Here is a 14,955-nt window from a genome sequence, read left to right as displayed (position 1 = left end):
CGTCATAGAGGCCCGATTTCGTGACGGAAAACCGCTGGGTCGGGTCGAAATGGTTCGTCAGGCTTATACTGCTTTCCGTCACTGTTCCGGGAAGTTACAACACATTTTTTTCACGGGGTTATACGGTCGGGCAATATTTGTCTCATCACTCGACCATATAAAACAGCCATGAAAACGCTTTTCGCTATCCTGACATTCTGCCTGATTAATTTAAATGCATCCGCCCAGGCAGGTAATACCATCTCCGGAACGGTTAAAGATTCCCGGAATGAAAGTTTACCGGGCGCAACCGTCCGACTGCTCAATGCAACCGACTCAACGCTCATTACAGGTGAAGTAACAGATACGAACGGAAACTTTCGTTTCGTAAATCTTGCAAATAACACCTACGTGCTGGTCATCAGTGCAATGGGGCAGAAAGACTTCAAAAGTACGGCCGTGACGATTGACGCGGCGCATTCCAGCATTGCATTACCAGCCATTATCCTGCTTCCTGCGAAAAGTATCGAGCTTGGCGAAGTAGTTGTAAAAGCTAAAAAACCATTGATAGAGCAGGAAATGGACCGGACGATCGTGAATGTAGGCTCGATGATCGGCAGCGCAACCAGCAATACTTTCGATGTACTGGCTAAAACGCCGGGCGTGAGTGTGAATGCAAACGGGGAAATCAGTTTGAATGGCAGGGCGGGGGTAATGGTCCTCATCGACGGGCGCAGCACCTACATGTCAGGCGCCGATCTTGTCGCCTACCTGAAATCACTGCCCGGTGGTGTGCTCGACAAGATAGAGCTGATGGACAACCCGCCTGCGCGCTACGATGCGGCCGGCAATGCGGTGATCGACATTCGTCTGAAAAAGGTGCGGGCAGGCGGGCTCACGGGCAGCGTCGCATTGGGTGGGAGCCAGGGCAGGTATGCACGAAGCAATGATGCATTGAACCTGAACTACAATCAGCGGAAGCTGAACCTGTTTGCCAATTTGGGTTACAGCTATGAAAAGAATTACAGCGAAGATGATTTCAGCCGCAGGTATTATACTGAGGCAGGGACATTAAAATCACGGGTTGAGCTAAAAAATAACCAGCAAACCGCTGCAAACGGCTACAATATCAACCTTGGCATGGACCTTACCGCTACACCCAAAACCGTTTTTGGGACCATCATTAACCTTAACGGCTCGACTCGGAAAGGCAATTTTAGCTACGAAAGCGTGCAGCGGGACGCATTGAATGCGCTGGCAGCTACCGGCAACGGCAGCACGGTTTCAAACGATACTCGTCGCAACACCAGCATTAACACCAATATGTTGCACAAATTCAATGACAAGGGCCGGGAGCTGACTGTGGATGCGAACTATCTTCATTATCACACCCTGGGCCGGCAGGATCTCGAAAATCGTTTGTTCAATGAAGAGGGTGATAATGTCAGCCGGGAGCTGTTCCGCTACCGCACCCCATCGGAAATCAATATCTACACATTGAAAGCCGATTATGTGCATCCGTTGAAGGATAAAGCGCGGCTGGAAGGTGGTTTCAAGTCGAGTTATGTGGATAATGATTTTGTTTTTAACCACTACAATACCAATGATGGGCAGGTAGTAATCGATAACCGCCGGTCGAACCACTTTCAATACCGGGAGAACATCAATGCAGTTTATGTGAGTGGGGAAAAACGATGGAAGCGTTTTGGAATGCAACTCGGGCTTCGTTTAGAAAACACGCTTGCTAAGGGCAATCAGCTAGGTAACGACTCGGTTCCGGCCATGCGTTTTACCAAAAATTACACCCGACTTTTCCCCAGCATTTTCCTTAATTATAAACTTAACGACAAGAATGCATTCGTGCTGATGGCCGTAAGGAGGATAAACCGCCCGAATTACCAGATGCTGAACCCATTTGTTTTTTACAGGGACCAATACACTTACAGCGCCGGAAACCCGCATTTGACACCTCAGTACCAGGAACGCCTGGAGCTAAAATACCAGCATAAAAACTTTCTGAACATGGGATTGAGCTACAACCGCTTCACTCACGGCATTTTTACGACGATCCAGGCCCAGGGCGATACTTTCACAAGTCGCCCCGACAACATCGCCCGGGGTTATATGGTACTGCTGAACACGAGCTTCTCCGGCCAGGTGACCAGCTGGTGGTACAACAGCACCACGTTGCGACTGTCGCGCATTACCATGAAAGGCCCGCTGTATACCGAGGCGCTGAATTATGGAACCAATGTGGCACGCCTGGAGATAAACAACTTTTTTAACCTCGGTAACGGTTGGAATGCCGAGCTGGGCGGCTACTATGCAAGCCGCGATGTGAATGGGCAGGCACAAACTTCGGGCATGTTCCGGGTGAATGGCGGCATCCAGAAAAAAATATGGAAGGGAAAAGGCACCGTTGCGGTAAGTTTCGAAGACCTCTTCCACTCCTGGGTTTACCATAACCGGTCGTTCAGCATTCATCAATCGGATTATTATCAGCTCAACAGAACCGATACGCAGCGCATCAGCATTGCCTTAAATTACAAGTTCGGCAAGGAAACCTTCCAGCGTAAACGTCGCCACAACAACAATGCTTCGGACGACGAAAAGGGCAGGGTAGAGTAAACGGCCTTCCGTCAATGCTTGTCAAGCGGGGTCATGCAGGCGAGCAGTGCGAGCGCGAACGACAATACCGATGCACAGGTGCGTATCGTATGCAACCTGTTCCAAGGAACTTCGAAGCGTAAACGGTGTGCAGCCAGTTCCTGCGCGGACGCTCCCGTTAGGTTAACCTTATCCAAAGCCTCGTTCAATGGCACATTCCCGGCGATCGTAACGCCGAATGTGCCGATCACATACACCATCGTGGCAGCCAGCAGCCAATAAAACCGGCTCCCCGAACCGAAGTGCTGGTAGGTACTCAGCGGCAGGAGCAAAAGGGTGCCCATGAAACTGAGAAAGAACACCGGATTGAGTATGGCGCGATTAATGGATTGCATGGCAGCCAGGTAGTTCGCATCCGGAAGCGCGCCCAGGCCAGGGTTCACCGAGCAGGAATAGCTGTAAAACAATCCGGCAATGAGGCCGCCGGCAAGGGTCGTGACAATAAGGAATAGGTTGATCGTCGTCATGGTCTTTTTTTCTTTCAAAGTTCGTGGGAACAATGGCAGAAAAATAGAACAAAAGCGACAACCTTCAGGTAAGGCGCGGCTAATGCCGGTCGCGCCCGAACCGCATTACCCACATCCAGTTCATCGGCCAGTGGGAATTGACGCCGTCATGGCTTAGCAATACATTGTTGATCAGCTCATAGCCGATCAGCGATCCTCCCTTTTGGGAAATATCCTGTTTGGCCTGGTTATACAACTTCACCCAGGTCTCCGGTGAGATCAGGTCTTGAGAGGCGTTCTTCAATCGTTCCCAGTTGGAGTTTTCGGCCTGCTTGCCGTAGCGTTCGATCAGATAGTGCTTGAAACTTTCATCGTTCAGTGCGATCACTGCTTGTTTTTCATTTTCGCCTTCCATAGCTATCAAGTTTAACTTTGCGGATGAGTTGAAAATTGTAACCGATGTTGCTATTAAAACTGTACCAGTTTTTTGTAGTAGACTATCGAATTAACTCACAAAACGAGTTTCAGTTATCATAAGGTTGGCTTGAATGATCGTCAGGCGATTAATCCGATCGTTTTTGCGCTTTGTAATGCTTCGATAGAATTGTCGGCTTTTAGTTTTTTAAGTATCCGTTGCCTGTGCGTATTGACAGTGTGGACGCTAATGTCCAGTAATGCGGAAATTTCTTTACTCAGTTTGCCCGTATTGATCATTCCCAATATCTCTTTTTCACGCGTTGTCAGTTTGATGCCTCCATTGATGTCGCCGTATTCCAGCCTGACAAGCTCACCCGTGTGGAAATTGGTAACCTGGCTTTTCACATTCGTAAGTGCCTGGTTCGGCGAAATGTCGATTACTCCCAGAGACAGCCAGATATTCCCCGAAGCGTCGAGTTCAAGTACCTGGTGCTGTTCCGATACGCGGATGGCGGTTTGGTCATCCGGTGTGATACGGTATTCGACGATCATTTTAAATTGCTTGCGCGTTTGCACCGGCTGGGTCATCATGAATTTCATAGCCTCGTAGCCATTCCGGGCCAGCGCCTGGCGGTCGTCAGGGTGTATTTTTCGATCGAACATATCGTTGGGAATGCAGGATCCCATATCACCGAAATCGTAACCGTAGAGCTGATAAAAGTTGCGCGAAACATACACATGCGTCTGTTTTTGCAAATCATATACGGTTACGCCGCTGCTGCTGAGCTGGGCCATTGCCCGGATGAGCGCCAATTGCTTATCGAGCCGGTCAGGTTCGAAGCCGTCAAAATCATAGTATCTGTTGAGCAATTGCAGGTAATCGGGCGCTATTCTCGTGGGCCCTCCCGGTGTGTGTTGTAATGATAAATCAGTATTTCTTCCCATGGCCATCCGGATTTTCTTTGCAGATATATAGACAGGACAACTGTAAGGCTATTTCACCTAAGACAGGTCCCCATTATTTTGCTTAAATCATCAACGTCATGAATTTTTCTGTGATCCGGGGCGCCGACACCCTGTGGGGAAAAGCCTTCGCAAAAGCGTTGGCCGCCGTTAACAGGCATTTGATACTGATTGGCACGAAAGAGGCCTCACTGGAATCGCTGGTGCGTGAGATCGTGCAGAAACACAGGGTGCTGGTACATTACCTCGTCGCCGACGATGCTGATACCGGAAGCATAATCGCTGCCTGCGAAAAAATCAATGACCGGTTCGAAGTGGATCTTTTGGTCAATTATGCTGAAACCGGGTTTCTCCAAACCGGGTTTCTCCGGTCGCTGGAAGACTACGACATCCGCACACTGGACAGGAAGTTGAAGGCCAGTCACGCGAGCGGAATTCTGTATCTGCACCAGCTACTCCCTAATCTGCTGCTTCACGCGCACGCGCGGGTAATCGATCTGTGGCATTGCGCGCAGCCGGTACCGGCCTGGGAGCAGGCGTTACTGACATTCCATATGCGTTTCGCGGAACATATCAACGCAGAACTGAACGATTCCGGGTTGGTCATCAGCAGCTTTGCATTGACCGCTTTCTCGGCTTCCGAATCCGGCGGGAAGGCCGCGGCAATCCTGGAAAGTGCATTGCCGGGCGTCGGAGAAAGCCGGGCGATAGCGAAGCAATCCCATTTAATTCGATGAAAATCGGGACACTTTCTTGCGAAATGCTAGATTTGCGGTTTCACCACATCAACATTTCCATGGAAAACATTCAGATCAGGCAGGCACGGCTCGACGAGCTTCCAACACTTCTTGCATTCGAACAAAACCTGATCGAGGCCGAACGCCCACTCGACGTTACCTTCATCAGTGAAGAATTTCACTATTACGACCTGGAAAAAATGATCCGCAACGACGAAGCCGAGGTGCTGGTTGCCGTTCTGGGCGACCGACTGGTCGCCAGCGGGCACGCGCGGATCCTCGAAGGGAAGCCGTATAACAATTTCAAACGTTACGCATTCCTCGGTTTTATGTACACCGAGCCCGATATGCGCGGCCGGGGGATCAACAAGCTGATTATTGACGAGCTTGTGGAATGGGCTCGCAAAAAAGGCCTGGATGAGGTACGGTTACAGGTTTATGCCGATAACACACCAGCGGTAGCGGCCTATGAAAAAGTGGGCTTCAAAAAAATGCTGACCGAAATGCGCCTCGCAACAGGAGCGTAGCCGACTGGGTAATGCATCACGATTGCCCGGGACGTTTGCAAAGCGTTTCGGGCTTTTTTTAGGTTGTCATGAAATGATAAGTCGTTGGCGTATGCGGGTAAGTGCCGTGGGCGGGTGCTACAATACCTTTGTTGCATCCAAAAACAACTAACCAGTCAACATATGAAAACGCTCAAAAATGTAATGCTTATCAATGCAATCAGTTCAGGTGCAACAGGTTTGGGACTTGCCGTTTTCCCAAAAACAATAGCCGGCTTGTTCGAAACGACGGCTACAATGCCCTTTATCGAAGTCGGGATTTTTCTGGTTGCCTTTGCCGCGTTGGTCTTTTCGGTAGGTCGCGGCAATCCGTTGAATACCCGCTTGGTAAGGCTGGTCATTGTACTGGACACGCTTTGGGTGATCGGCAGCGCCGCCATTGTGCTCTTCCAGCCCTTCCCGATCTCGCTCATCGGCTATGTGTTCATCGGCGCAGTGGCGATCTGGGTCGCGGCAATGGCCTACTTGCAAACTGCGGGACTGAGGCAAATAACTGTTTCCAAATAGACCGGTTTGAGCCATCTTTCTTTCAGGCCCTGCCACCATTATGGTCGGCAGGGTTTCTTTTTTTGTATTTAAATCCTCATTTTAGCGACAGTCAAACCTTTGCCAGAAAACGATTGTCCAGCCATGAATTTATCCGACATTGCCGCATTACGTCTTGCTAATCAACAGATTCTGAATACCCGCTTCACCGATCCTGCCGAGTTGGTTGCCTGGATGGGCGCCGTACAATCACAGGATTTTGCCATGGCCAAATGGGCGCTGGGGTTACGCTTAAAAAAGGCAACAGACGCCAGTGTGGAGCAAGCCATCGACGCGGGCGGCATTATCCGGACGCACATTATGAGACCTACCTGGCATTTCGTGGCAAAAGAGGATGCCCGATGGATCATGGACCTCACAGCCCCGCATGTTTACAAGCTTGCCGGCACGATGTACCGTCAGCTGAAACTGGACGATTCTGTTTTCAGGATTACTAACGACCTGATCGGTAAGCTGCTGGCCGATGGCGCTGAGCTGACGCGCGAAGAAGTGATCGCGGAAGTAAATAAGGTAGGCATTGAAACGGACAATCTTCGCGCGACACACATTATGTTCCAGGCCGAGCTCGATAAGATCATTTGCAACGGCGCACGGCGTGGAAAGAAGTTTACTTATGCCTTATTTGACAAAAAAGTGCCCGCCGCTGCAGCGCTGAACAGGGAGGAGGCATTAGCCGCACTGGCCAAACGCTATGTTCTGAGCCACGGGCCGGCTACCGTTCAGGATTTTGCCTGGTGGAGCGGCTTGTCGCAAACCGATTCGAAGCGAGGGTTTGAAGCCATCCGCGGCGAATTTGAAACGGCGGGCGTCGACGGGCGGGAATACCTGTTTACCGCGACTGCGGAGCTGCCCAAAATGCATGGAAAAGCGATACTCATCCCTGCGTTCGACGAAATTACGATCGGGTACGCCGACCGCAGCGCTGCTGTGGACGAGGCTGTGGCACAAAACCCGGAGTCGGGCAGTGGTATTTTTAAACCAGTGGTCATGGTGAAGGGCAAGGTCGTCGCTGCATGGAGGCGGACAGAGAAGAAGGATTCCGTGCATATCGAGATAACCCCTTTATCCAAAATATCAGCCGCTGCTGAGAACTCCCTGGAATCAGCAGGTACCGGTTATGCCCGGTTTATCGGGAAAAAGAATGTGGTATTTCAATAATATTGCCTCAAAGCATCCGCTCGATCTTGAAATACCCGATGTGCTCCTTGAAAAAGGGTTCTGAGAATTTTTTGAAATGAAAACGTTCATAAAATCCAAGCGCATCGGTGCGCGCGTCGCACCACATACGGGTGTAGCCTTGCGTCTGCGCGTATGTGATGGCGTGTTGCAGGAGCCTGGAACCCAACCCTTTTCCTTGAAATGCGGGTAATGTCGCAAATTTCCTGAACCTGACATTGTCACCTTCGGCGAAGAGAGAAATGACGGATACCAGTGTGCCTTCGAAGTACAAACCGAAATGAATACCACTTTCGTCTTCGGGCACTTTTACAAACTCGCGCGGCTTGTCGGGCCAGAGTACCAGATGCCTGATTTCCATCAAATCATCAGCATTAACTTTTTGAATTTCAATCAAATCCATTCTTTTATTTAATACAAAAAATAACTAACTACACAGACGTTTCGTGCAAAAATAAGCCTTTTATCCAGCCCACATGAGCATGACCCAGCCAATCGCACTTCAAAAAGAAGAACCATTATTCTGGTCAACCGGACTAGGAACCGACGTATGGCAAATGTTCTGCGCAGCCCGCGACGGCGCCCTTGAACAAGTAAGAAAGCTGCTGGCCAAAGATCCTTCACTGGTGCGTGGTACTTATGACTACCGGACACCCATGTCCTTCGCAGTGGCCAACGACCGGCTGAAAGTGGCCGAATATCTTTTGCAGCACGGCGCAAACCCTGTGGATTCCGGCACCGGCGATCCACTCATTCAGATGGCGCGCGATCGGGGTTTCAAGGCCATGGAAGAGCTTCTGGAACGTGCACTGAACCGCCATAAGGGTTCCGAAGCCGGAAAGCAAATCGCCGCTGCTATCAAAAACCGGGATTTCAAGACATTTAATGCACTATTAGATAGCGCCGACGAATATGTTCACGCCACCGACGACGAGGGGAACCAGCCCATTCATTGGGCCACCATGTCGCGCCAGCCTGAAATGATCGACGCATTGCTGGTGCACGGGGTGGATATCAACGCCAGGCGCCCCGATGGCGCCCGGCCAATCCAGCTCACGAATGGGGACTATTCCTATCGTGGCTGGCGCAATGTGCCGGATGACTGGAAATGGAAACCCAACGATATTTATTTGCATCTGGTGAGTAAGGGGGCGTATGTGGACATTTGTATGGCTGCATTGAAGGGCGACGAGCCGAGAGTGAAGGCATTGCTGGATCTGGACCCGTCACTCGCGAACAGGCCTTCCGAATATGTTACTTACTATGCCGGCTCAGGCACGCCCTTGAAAAACGCGGCAATGGCCGGACGAATGGAGATTGTCAAACTGTTGCTTGAAAAAGGCGCGGATCCTAATCTACCGGAGGAAGGTATAGCTCCGATGGGCCATGCATTGCATTCGGCGGTGGTTTACAATCACATTGAAATCGTAAAACTGCTTCTGGAACATGGTGCACATCCTAATGTCCCCATCGAGAGTTCCGCCGATACGCTCACGGCAGCTCTCGAACGGGGCGACAAGGCGATGATCAGCCTGCTATGTTCCTACGGCGCGGCGCGGTCGCTGGATTTGCTGGCATATTATGGAGATATCCAGACGGCCGCGGCTGTTTTGAAGGCCAACCCGGCGCTGGCAGATGATGTATCGGCATTGGAAACAGCCGCTGGACAGGGAAACGAAGATTTCGTGCGCCTGATACTCCGCTATCAGCCCGACCTTGCAAAATACATTGGAGTAGGGGTGCAGAGCAGCGGCCCGCAGGACGCAATCAAAAGTCGCGAACTTGCCGAATTCCTCTTCAAACGCGGCATGAATCCCAATTTCAGAAATTGGCTGGGTATTGCGCCGTTGCACCGGTTTGCCGAGCGTGGCGACATACATAATGCAGCGTTGTTTCTCGAACATGGTGCCGATATTGATGCGATTGACGAGCAGCATTGCACCACGCCGCTAGGTTGGGCTGCGAAAGCCGGCAAGGTAGAAATGGCGCAATTCCTGCTCGAAAGGGGTGCTAATGCATATTTGCCAGCCGACAAGTTGTGGGCGCGTCCGCGCGCGTGGGCGGAGAGACGCGGTCATGAAGCGGTGCTTGCACTGACCTGGCCTTCCAGCTAAATTGCAGAAACTCTAAAGTCGAGTTCAACCCCTATGCATCATCCAGACGACAATCCCGAACCATTCATATCCCACGCCGAGCCGGTATTTTCGGTTAAGGACGTGGCCGAAACCGTTAAGTACTGGCATGAAGTGCTAGGTTTTCCCGGCCACTGGACCTGGGGGGCGCCGCCTAACCACGGCGGTGTTTCCTGGCACGGGGCATTTATTCAGTTCTCACAGGATAGTGAAGCGGCCGGGCGCATGCGCGGGCAAAGTGTATGGATCAGAGTCAGGAACATCCGTGAACTGTATCAGTGCCATCAGGATCGGAAGGCAGAAATCGTGATGCATTTGGAAAAACAGCCCTGGGGTTTTGAAGAATATGTAGTCAAGGATCCAAACGGCCATTACGTAACTTTTGCCGCGCCTGCTACTTCCGGCAGCGAGAGTAGGTCGCAACCGCTGCCGGCTACTGTGAGAATCCTCGGACGCAGGCTCACAACCCCCGAATACCGGAAGCTGGCCGAGTCGGTCGGCTGGTCGAACACGCAACCGGATGATGTCCTTCAACAGAAACTGGACGCCACACTTTTCGTGGCGGTTGCCGAAGACACCGAAACCGGCGAGGCCATCGGCTGCGCATTGGTACTGGGTGACGGTCTCAGCTTTTTCTACATCAAGGATGTGATGGTCCACCGCGACTGGCAGCGAAAGCAGGTTGGTTCGGCTGTGATGAGGGAGGTAAAGCGCTGGCTCGACGCCAATGCACCCCAGGGAGCTTTGGTGGGCTTGTTTACCGGTCACGGATTGGCGCGATTTTATCAGCAAACAGGCTTTGGTGAGGCTTTCGGCATGATCCGCATTATCGATCGGTCACAATTGTAGTAGCATCATTATATCATAACCTTTTTAACGCAATTACCTATGAGCGCGTTGAAACCTGTTATTAAATCCCCGGTAAGCCGTCATCTGGTCGTGCACAATATCGCGAGGAGTATCGATTTCTACATTCGTAAGCTGGGGTTTGAGGCTGCTGATAATGCGGTTGCTGACATGCCGTACCCCGCTGTCGTGAACGGCCCTGCCCGCCTTTATTTTCACACAAACGATATCGCCGTTGACAGCACTGGCCCACTTCGGCCGGCGGGAAGTGCGATGGTATTCTTTGAGGTTGGTAATGTAAATGAGTTTTATGAATGGGTAAGGCAAAACGGATTGCAGCCCCGGGAGCCGGAGCGGCTAAATTGGATCAAGATGGAAGTCATGGAACTGACGGACCCCGACGGGCACCGGCTCTGGTTTGGTAAATCGTTTCACGAAAATCTGCCGGAAGCGATGCACACACCGTCCGGAACGGGTCAACTGAGGCAGATTATGCCGGAATACCCCTGTTCGGACGTTAGTTCTGCTGTGTTATATTATCAACAGGTGATGGGTTTCAGTGTTAACTACCAGCAAGATGATCTCGGCGTTCTCGACCGTGATAACGTACGATTGCTGCTCGTTGCAAAAACGCAGCACAGACCCGGGCTGGGATCGTGCTGCGTTTATATCCGGAATGCGGACGAGTTGTATCAGGAATTGAAAACCAAAGGTGCAAAGCTGCTTGGCGAGCCGGTAAGCCATCCTTGGGGGCTTCGTGAATTTGTAGCAATCGATCCGGATGGAAACAGGATCAGTTTTGCACAAACTTTCGAATGATCACCACCCGAAACCGTAGTCTTCGCCATGATTGCTCGATCCTCCCCAGAAGCTGCCGTGCTGCCAGTCGAAATAAATGGCGTTGATCGGGCCGCTCGTCCGGGGTTGATAGCTTAGTTTGTAACCCATGCGGGAGAGCTCCTTGCGCGTCCAGTCGGGCATGGATTGGTTTAAAATCAATCCTCCCGGATCTTTTTCATGCTCACCAAAGCTGGCATACATTTGCAACGTCTTGAAACTCGGTGCTTCTGTCGCTTCCTGAACCGTCATTCCAAATTCGGCCACATTTAGAAAGAATTGCAGCAGCAGCTGGTCCTGCTCGTCACCAGCCTGCTTGGCAAAGGAAAGAAACGGCTTGCCGTCCTTCATGGCAAGACCGGGCGTCAGAGTTACCCTGGGCCGTTTGCCCGGTTCCACGACATTAAAGGGGTTCTCGCGCGCATCAAGCACGAATGATTGCATACGCTGGCTCAGGCCCACGCCTGTATTACCCGCGATACACGCAGGCACCCAGCCGCCACTGGGCGTAATGCTCACTACCCAGCCTTCTTCGTCGGTTGCCTCTACGGAAGTAGTTCCCGCGGTAAACTCCTCCATAAATTTCTCGTCAAGCCCCTTTGCATTCCGGTTCAGCGACGCCTGGAAATTCCCCCAGTTCCTGATTTGCTCGACATAAGGGTTCTTTTTCCCCTCGAAAGGGTAAGGATCACCGGGCATTATTTTAGCGTCGTTCTGCTCCCAATTTATCTGCTTTATCCTCTGCTTCGCATATTCTTTGGATAGCAGGCCTTTCATCGGTTCCTCGGGCGCAAATGCCGGATCGCCATAATAGAAGTCACGGTCGGCGAAGGCCAGGTTCATGACCTGATACAGCGTATGCACGTAGCGCGAGGAGTTGTATCCCATACTTTTCAGATCAAAGTTTTCGAGCATGTTGAGCGCTTGCAGCATGACCGGCCCCTGCGTCCATTGCTGCATTTTGTACACTTCGATACCCTTATAGTTTGTCATCAAAGGCTCTTCGATCTTAACTTTCCAGTTGGCCATGTCCTGCTCGGTGATGAGGCCCCCCTGTTCCTGGCAGCCCCGCGCAATTTCTTTCGCGATATCTCCTTTATAGAACCGATCATAAGCCGCATAAATGGCTTCCTTACGATTTTTGCCGCTTTTCAAAGCTTGCTGCTCGGTATCCACCAGTTTTCGCAATGTCTCATGCAGATCCTTTTGGACAAATATTTCCCCTGCATCCGGGGCCTCCCGTTTCTGACCTAAATGGGGCAGGAATACTTTGGTAGAGTAAGGCCATTTCTTGATATGATCTTTACCTTTCTCAATCGAGTTGGCCGTTTGTGCTTCAATAGGGTAGCCCTCGGCCATCTGCATGGCGGGTGCCAGCACCTCTTTGAGGCTCATTGTTCCATATTCCGCCAGCATGGTCATCAGGCCGCCGGGCGTGCCGGGCGTTGTAGCAGCCAGTGGACCATATTCAGGCGGATATTTCATGCCCTTATTTTTGAAAAAAGCAGCCGTAGCTCCCGTCGGAGCAACGCCCATCGCATTGATGGCGATCACTTTTTTCGTTTTGGGGTTGTAAATCAGCGCCTGCGTTTCGCCTCCCCAGCTCAGTACATCCCACATCGTACAAGTAGCCGCAAGCATCGCACACGAAGCGTCGATGGCATTACCGCCCTTGCTGAAAATCATTGCCCCCGCCGTTGCCGCCAGTGGCTTGCCGGTAATACCCATCCAGTGCTTACCATGCAGAGGTGGTTTTTGAGTGGTAACAGGAAAGTTGTTGAAAGACTGTGAAAAGGCACTCAGCCCAAAAAACATCAGTCCGATCGTTGAGTGTAAAAGGAGTTTTGCTTTCATAATATGTGGTTAGGAATTCAGTCTACCGGCCCCTGACCGATAGCCGAAGATACAAAATAACCACATCAGGCTAAACTTAAAAGTCGCTCCTCATCATTTTGTTAGTCGGATATGCGTATACGTTTCTTCCCGCTCAAAACAAACTCCCTTGCACAAATGCCTGATCGGGCAGTCCGAGCAATGGCATACGCGCAATTTCCCGGCATTTCGAGCCGCTTACTAGCGATCTTTTCAGCAGGATCATTTCCGTGACGCGGAAGGAGGAGTGGAATTTCCTGAACTTCCATTCCCTGGCCGCGCTGTCCATTTGTGCGGGTGTCATTTTGCGGGCGATGGTAACGTGTGGATCGGTGCAGAACCTGTATTCTCCCGACGCCCATTTGGAGAGGTGTTCAATCGTCTCAGCCCTAAGGTTTTTGGTTAATTCAGTCACTTGATGGGACGAGCCTTCTTCCAGATCGACGTAGAACGTACCGCCTTCGTACCGGTTGAAACCATCCAATTCTATGCGGAATGGAGCAATGTGCCGCGCTACCTTTTCAAATCCCTGAATCACCCGGTCGAGTTTGTATTCATGGATAATGCAGTTGAAAAGCGTCAGATGGGGGCGTAGATTCGCGGCCTGTTCGCAGCCGTAAGCCCTTTGAAAGTACTGCTTGACGCTTCCGATCGCGGCCTCGGTTACCGGATCACAGGAAAAAACCAGGAGGTACTCATAGAGATGCTCCTGGATGTTCCTGATCGTACTCAAATCGTTGTTGTTGAAGTGAATAGATTTCATATTGATGAAGTGTAATTTCACTTGTAAAAATAATAAAGATATTTTAAATACCAAACAATTGATTTTAAAAATATCATAAAATTTATCGCAAATGCCGTTTCTTGAATTCTGACGGGTTTTCGCCGACAACTTTTCTAAAAAGCTTGTTGAAATACGACAGGCTTTCAAAGCCCACCGAGAAGCATGCCTCTGAAACTGAGCGGTCCTGAAGCAGCAGATTCTTCGCCTGGTTGATGCGGAACTGGTTCACAAAATCGGTGAAAGTCATGCGGGTATTGGTCTTGAAAAACCGGCAGAATGCAGGAGTGGTCAGGTTTACCGCCGCCGCAATCGCATTTACATCGGGTTCGCGATCAAAATGGGTTTCTACGTACGCGTAGACATGCTGCATACGAAGGTGTTCCTTTCTGAAAGATTTGCTTCCGACGGGCTTGGGATTCAATACGATCGCCTCGGTCGACTCGGCCATGATTTTTAAAATACCCAGGAGCGCCAATAGCTGATCAAATGGTGCCAGTGAGGGCATTTGTTTCAGCTTTTCCCCCACGATACGCTTCGCATCGCCTGAAAACGAAAGGCCATGATGCGAATCCTCGAAGAGCTTGCGGATGTTCTGAAGTTCGGGCGCGAGCAGAAAGTCTTTGCCCAGAAAATCCTCCCGCATCTGCACGATCACCTGCTCGCAATGCGTACGCACCCCATAATCAAAATTCAGGTGAGGGATGTTCGGCCCGATAAAAACCAGGTCGCTTCCCTCGTACACAGACGTATGCGAGCCCACGTGCCGGGTACCGCTCGATCCCTCGACGTACACGATCTCGTACTCGGGGTGTAGGTGCCAGAGGAATGTGTCGTTCAGTCCGGGAGTCAGCAGGATTTTGAAAGAACGACCCTGATCTGGATGGATGTCTTCGCGGATAATTTTCATATTGAAATGCTTGAAATTGTCCCTGATTTGCGGATGTAGCTCCTTTGCTGACTAGTATTTGTTAATATAGAGCAAAAGTA

The 14,955-nt window shown here is 51.0% G+C and carries 15 protein-coding genes; 8 read left to right on the top strand and 7 right to left on the bottom strand.

What is annotated here, in order from left to right; translation table 11 throughout:
- Positions 1–168: 168 nt before the first annotated feature.
- Positions 169–2,607 carry an outer membrane beta-barrel family protein gene (locus AAHB90_RS23565; RefSeq protein ID WP_342087701.1) on the top strand — a complete coding sequence of 813 codons (2,439 nt, stop codon included), beginning with the start codon at positions 169–171 and terminating at the stop codon, positions 2,605–2,607.
- An 11-nt stretch (positions 2,608–2,618) separates the two neighbouring features.
- On the opposite strand, the gene AAHB90_RS23560 is transcribed toward AAHB90_RS23565, so the two are convergent.
- The 3 genes from AAHB90_RS23560 to AAHB90_RS23550 form a co-directional block, all read right to left on the bottom strand.
- Positions 2,619–3,131, bottom strand: coding sequence for an anthrone oxygenase family protein (locus AAHB90_RS23560; RefSeq protein WP_342087700.1), 513 nt, complete (start codon positions 3,129–3,131; stop codon positions 2,619–2,621).
- A gap of 61 nt (positions 3,132–3,192) precedes the next feature.
- Positions 3,193–3,507: a hypothetical protein gene (locus tag AAHB90_RS23555; RefSeq protein ID WP_342087699.1), complete on the bottom strand. Its 315-nt coding sequence runs from the start codon at positions 3,505–3,507 to the stop codon at positions 3,193–3,195.
- Between the two features lie 140 nt (positions 3,508–3,647).
- A complete protein-coding gene (locus tag AAHB90_RS23550) occupies positions 3,648–4,454 on the bottom strand; it encodes a LuxR C-terminal-related transcriptional regulator (protein WP_342087698.1) in 807 nt (268 codons plus the stop codon).
- Between the two features lie 98 nt (positions 4,455–4,552).
- Between AAHB90_RS23550 and AAHB90_RS23545 the strand changes: the two genes are divergently transcribed.
- The 4 genes from AAHB90_RS23545 to AAHB90_RS23530 all read left to right on the top strand — a co-directional run bounded on the left by AAHB90_RS23545 (position 4,553) and on the right by AAHB90_RS23530 (position 7,479).
- Positions 4,553–5,209 (top strand): SDR family NAD(P)-dependent oxidoreductase, encoded by a 657-nt coding sequence (locus AAHB90_RS23545; RefSeq protein WP_342087697.1) that lies wholly within the window; start codon positions 4,553–4,555, stop codon positions 5,207–5,209.
- Positions 5,210–5,268: 59 nt separating this feature from the next.
- A complete protein-coding gene (locus tag AAHB90_RS23540; RefSeq protein WP_342087696.1) occupies positions 5,269–5,736 on the top strand; it encodes a GNAT family N-acetyltransferase in 468 nt (155 codons plus the stop codon).
- Positions 5,737–5,898: 162 nt separating this feature from the next.
- Positions 5,899–6,282, top strand: a complete 384-nt coding sequence (locus AAHB90_RS23535) for a hypothetical protein (RefSeq protein WP_342087695.1) — start codon at positions 5,899–5,901, stop codon at positions 6,280–6,282.
- A gap of 123 nt (positions 6,283–6,405) precedes the next feature.
- On the top strand, positions 6,406–7,479 hold the full coding sequence (locus tag AAHB90_RS23530; protein WP_342087694.1) for a winged helix DNA-binding domain-containing protein: 1,074 nt from the start codon (positions 6,406–6,408) through the stop codon (positions 7,477–7,479).
- Positions 7,480–7,486: 7 nt separating this feature from the next.
- Here the strand turns inward: AAHB90_RS23530 and AAHB90_RS23525 are convergent, their stop codons facing one another.
- Positions 7,487–7,900: a GNAT family N-acetyltransferase gene (locus AAHB90_RS23525; RefSeq protein WP_342087693.1), complete on the bottom strand. Its 414-nt coding sequence runs from the start codon at positions 7,898–7,900 to the stop codon at positions 7,487–7,489.
- Between the two features lie 79 nt (positions 7,901–7,979).
- Here AAHB90_RS23525 and AAHB90_RS23520 point away from each other — a divergent pair, with 79 nt between their 5' ends.
- The 3 genes from AAHB90_RS23520 to AAHB90_RS23510 are packed head-to-tail and all read left to right on the top strand — an operon-like array spanning position 7,980 to position 11,294.
- Positions 7,980–9,611, top strand: coding sequence for an ankyrin repeat domain-containing protein (locus AAHB90_RS23520; protein ID WP_342087692.1), 1,632 nt, complete (start codon positions 7,980–7,982; stop codon positions 9,609–9,611).
- 33 nt (positions 9,612–9,644) lie between these two features.
- Positions 9,645–10,478, top strand: coding sequence for a GNAT family N-acetyltransferase (locus tag AAHB90_RS23515; protein WP_342087691.1), 834 nt, complete (start codon positions 9,645–9,647; stop codon positions 10,476–10,478).
- A gap of 39 nt (positions 10,479–10,517) precedes the next feature.
- The gene (locus tag AAHB90_RS23510; RefSeq protein ID WP_342087690.1) at positions 10,518–11,294 is read left to right on the top strand and encodes a VOC family protein; all 777 of its coding nucleotides are present in this window, start codon (positions 10,518–10,520) and stop codon (positions 11,292–11,294) included.
- Here the strand turns inward: AAHB90_RS23510 and AAHB90_RS23505 are convergent, their stop codons facing one another.
- The 3 genes from AAHB90_RS23505 to AAHB90_RS23495 form a co-directional block, all read right to left on the bottom strand.
- Positions 11,295–13,127: a gamma-glutamyltransferase family protein gene (locus AAHB90_RS23505; RefSeq protein ID WP_342087735.1), complete on the bottom strand. Its 1,833-nt coding sequence runs from the start codon at positions 13,125–13,127 to the stop codon at positions 11,295–11,297.
- Positions 13,128–13,299: 172 nt separating this feature from the next.
- Positions 13,300–13,947 (bottom strand): 2'-5' RNA ligase family protein, encoded by a 648-nt coding sequence (locus tag AAHB90_RS23500; RefSeq protein ID WP_342087689.1) that lies wholly within the window; start codon positions 13,945–13,947, stop codon positions 13,300–13,302.
- A gap of 82 nt (positions 13,948–14,029) precedes the next feature.
- Positions 14,030–14,875, bottom strand: coding sequence for an AraC family transcriptional regulator (locus AAHB90_RS23495; protein ID WP_342087688.1), 846 nt, complete (start codon positions 14,873–14,875; stop codon positions 14,030–14,032).
- Positions 14,876–14,955 lie beyond the last annotated feature (80 nt).

The organism is Dyadobacter sp. OTU695, from assembly GCF_038440355.1.
Classification (GTDB): Bacteria; Bacteroidota; Bacteroidia; order Cytophagales; family Spirosomataceae; genus Dyadobacter.
Note: the sequence above shows the minus strand (reverse complement) of the source record. Positions and strands in the feature narration are given on the sequence as shown.

What these genes read in the sequence shown, in the direction of transcription:
- AAHB90_RS23550 (WP_342087698.1), bottom strand. Translation starts at nt 4,454, where the DNA reads ATGGGAAGAAATACTGATTTATCATTACAACACACACCGGGAGGGCCC.
- AAHB90_RS23545 (WP_342087697.1), top strand. Translation starts at nt 4,553, where the DNA reads ATGAATTTTTCTGTGATCCGGGGCGCCGACACCCTGTGGGGAAAAGCC.
- AAHB90_RS23515 (WP_342087691.1), top strand. Translation starts at nt 9,645, where the DNA reads ATGCATCATCCAGACGACAATCCCGAACCATTCATATCCCACGCCGAG.
- AAHB90_RS23520 (WP_342087692.1), top strand. Translation starts at nt 7,980, where the DNA reads ATGACCCAGCCAATCGCACTTCAAAAAGAAGAACCATTATTCTGGTCA.
- AAHB90_RS23555 (WP_342087699.1), bottom strand. Translation starts at nt 3,507, where the DNA reads ATGGAAGGCGAAAATGAAAAACAAGCAGTGATCGCACTGAACGATGAA.
- AAHB90_RS23535 (WP_342087695.1), top strand. Translation starts at nt 5,899, where the DNA reads ATGAAAACGCTCAAAAATGTAATGCTTATCAATGCAATCAGTTCAGGT.
- AAHB90_RS23495 (WP_342087688.1), bottom strand. Translation starts at nt 14,875, where the DNA reads ATGAAAATTATCCGCGAAGACATCCATCCAGATCAGGGTCGTTCTTTC.
- AAHB90_RS23500 (WP_342087689.1), bottom strand. Translation starts at nt 13,947, where the DNA reads ATGAAATCTATTCACTTCAACAACAACGATTTGAGTACGATCAGGAAC.
- AAHB90_RS23565 (WP_342087701.1), top strand. Translation starts at nt 169, where the DNA reads ATGAAAACGCTTTTCGCTATCCTGACATTCTGCCTGATTAATTTAAAT.
- AAHB90_RS23530 (WP_342087694.1), top strand. Translation starts at nt 6,406, where the DNA reads ATGAATTTATCCGACATTGCCGCATTACGTCTTGCTAATCAACAGATT.
- AAHB90_RS23540 (WP_342087696.1), top strand. Translation starts at nt 5,269, where the DNA reads ATGGAAAACATTCAGATCAGGCAGGCACGGCTCGACGAGCTTCCAACA.
- AAHB90_RS23505 (WP_342087735.1), bottom strand. Translation starts at nt 13,127, where the DNA reads ATGTTTTTTGGGCTGAGTGCCTTTTCACAGTCTTTCAACAACTTTCCT.
- AAHB90_RS23510 (WP_342087690.1), top strand. Translation starts at nt 10,518, where the DNA reads ATGAGCGCGTTGAAACCTGTTATTAAATCCCCGGTAAGCCGTCATCTG.
- AAHB90_RS23525 (WP_342087693.1), bottom strand. Translation starts at nt 7,900, where the DNA reads ATGGATTTGATTGAAATTCAAAAAGTTAATGCTGATGATTTGATGGAA.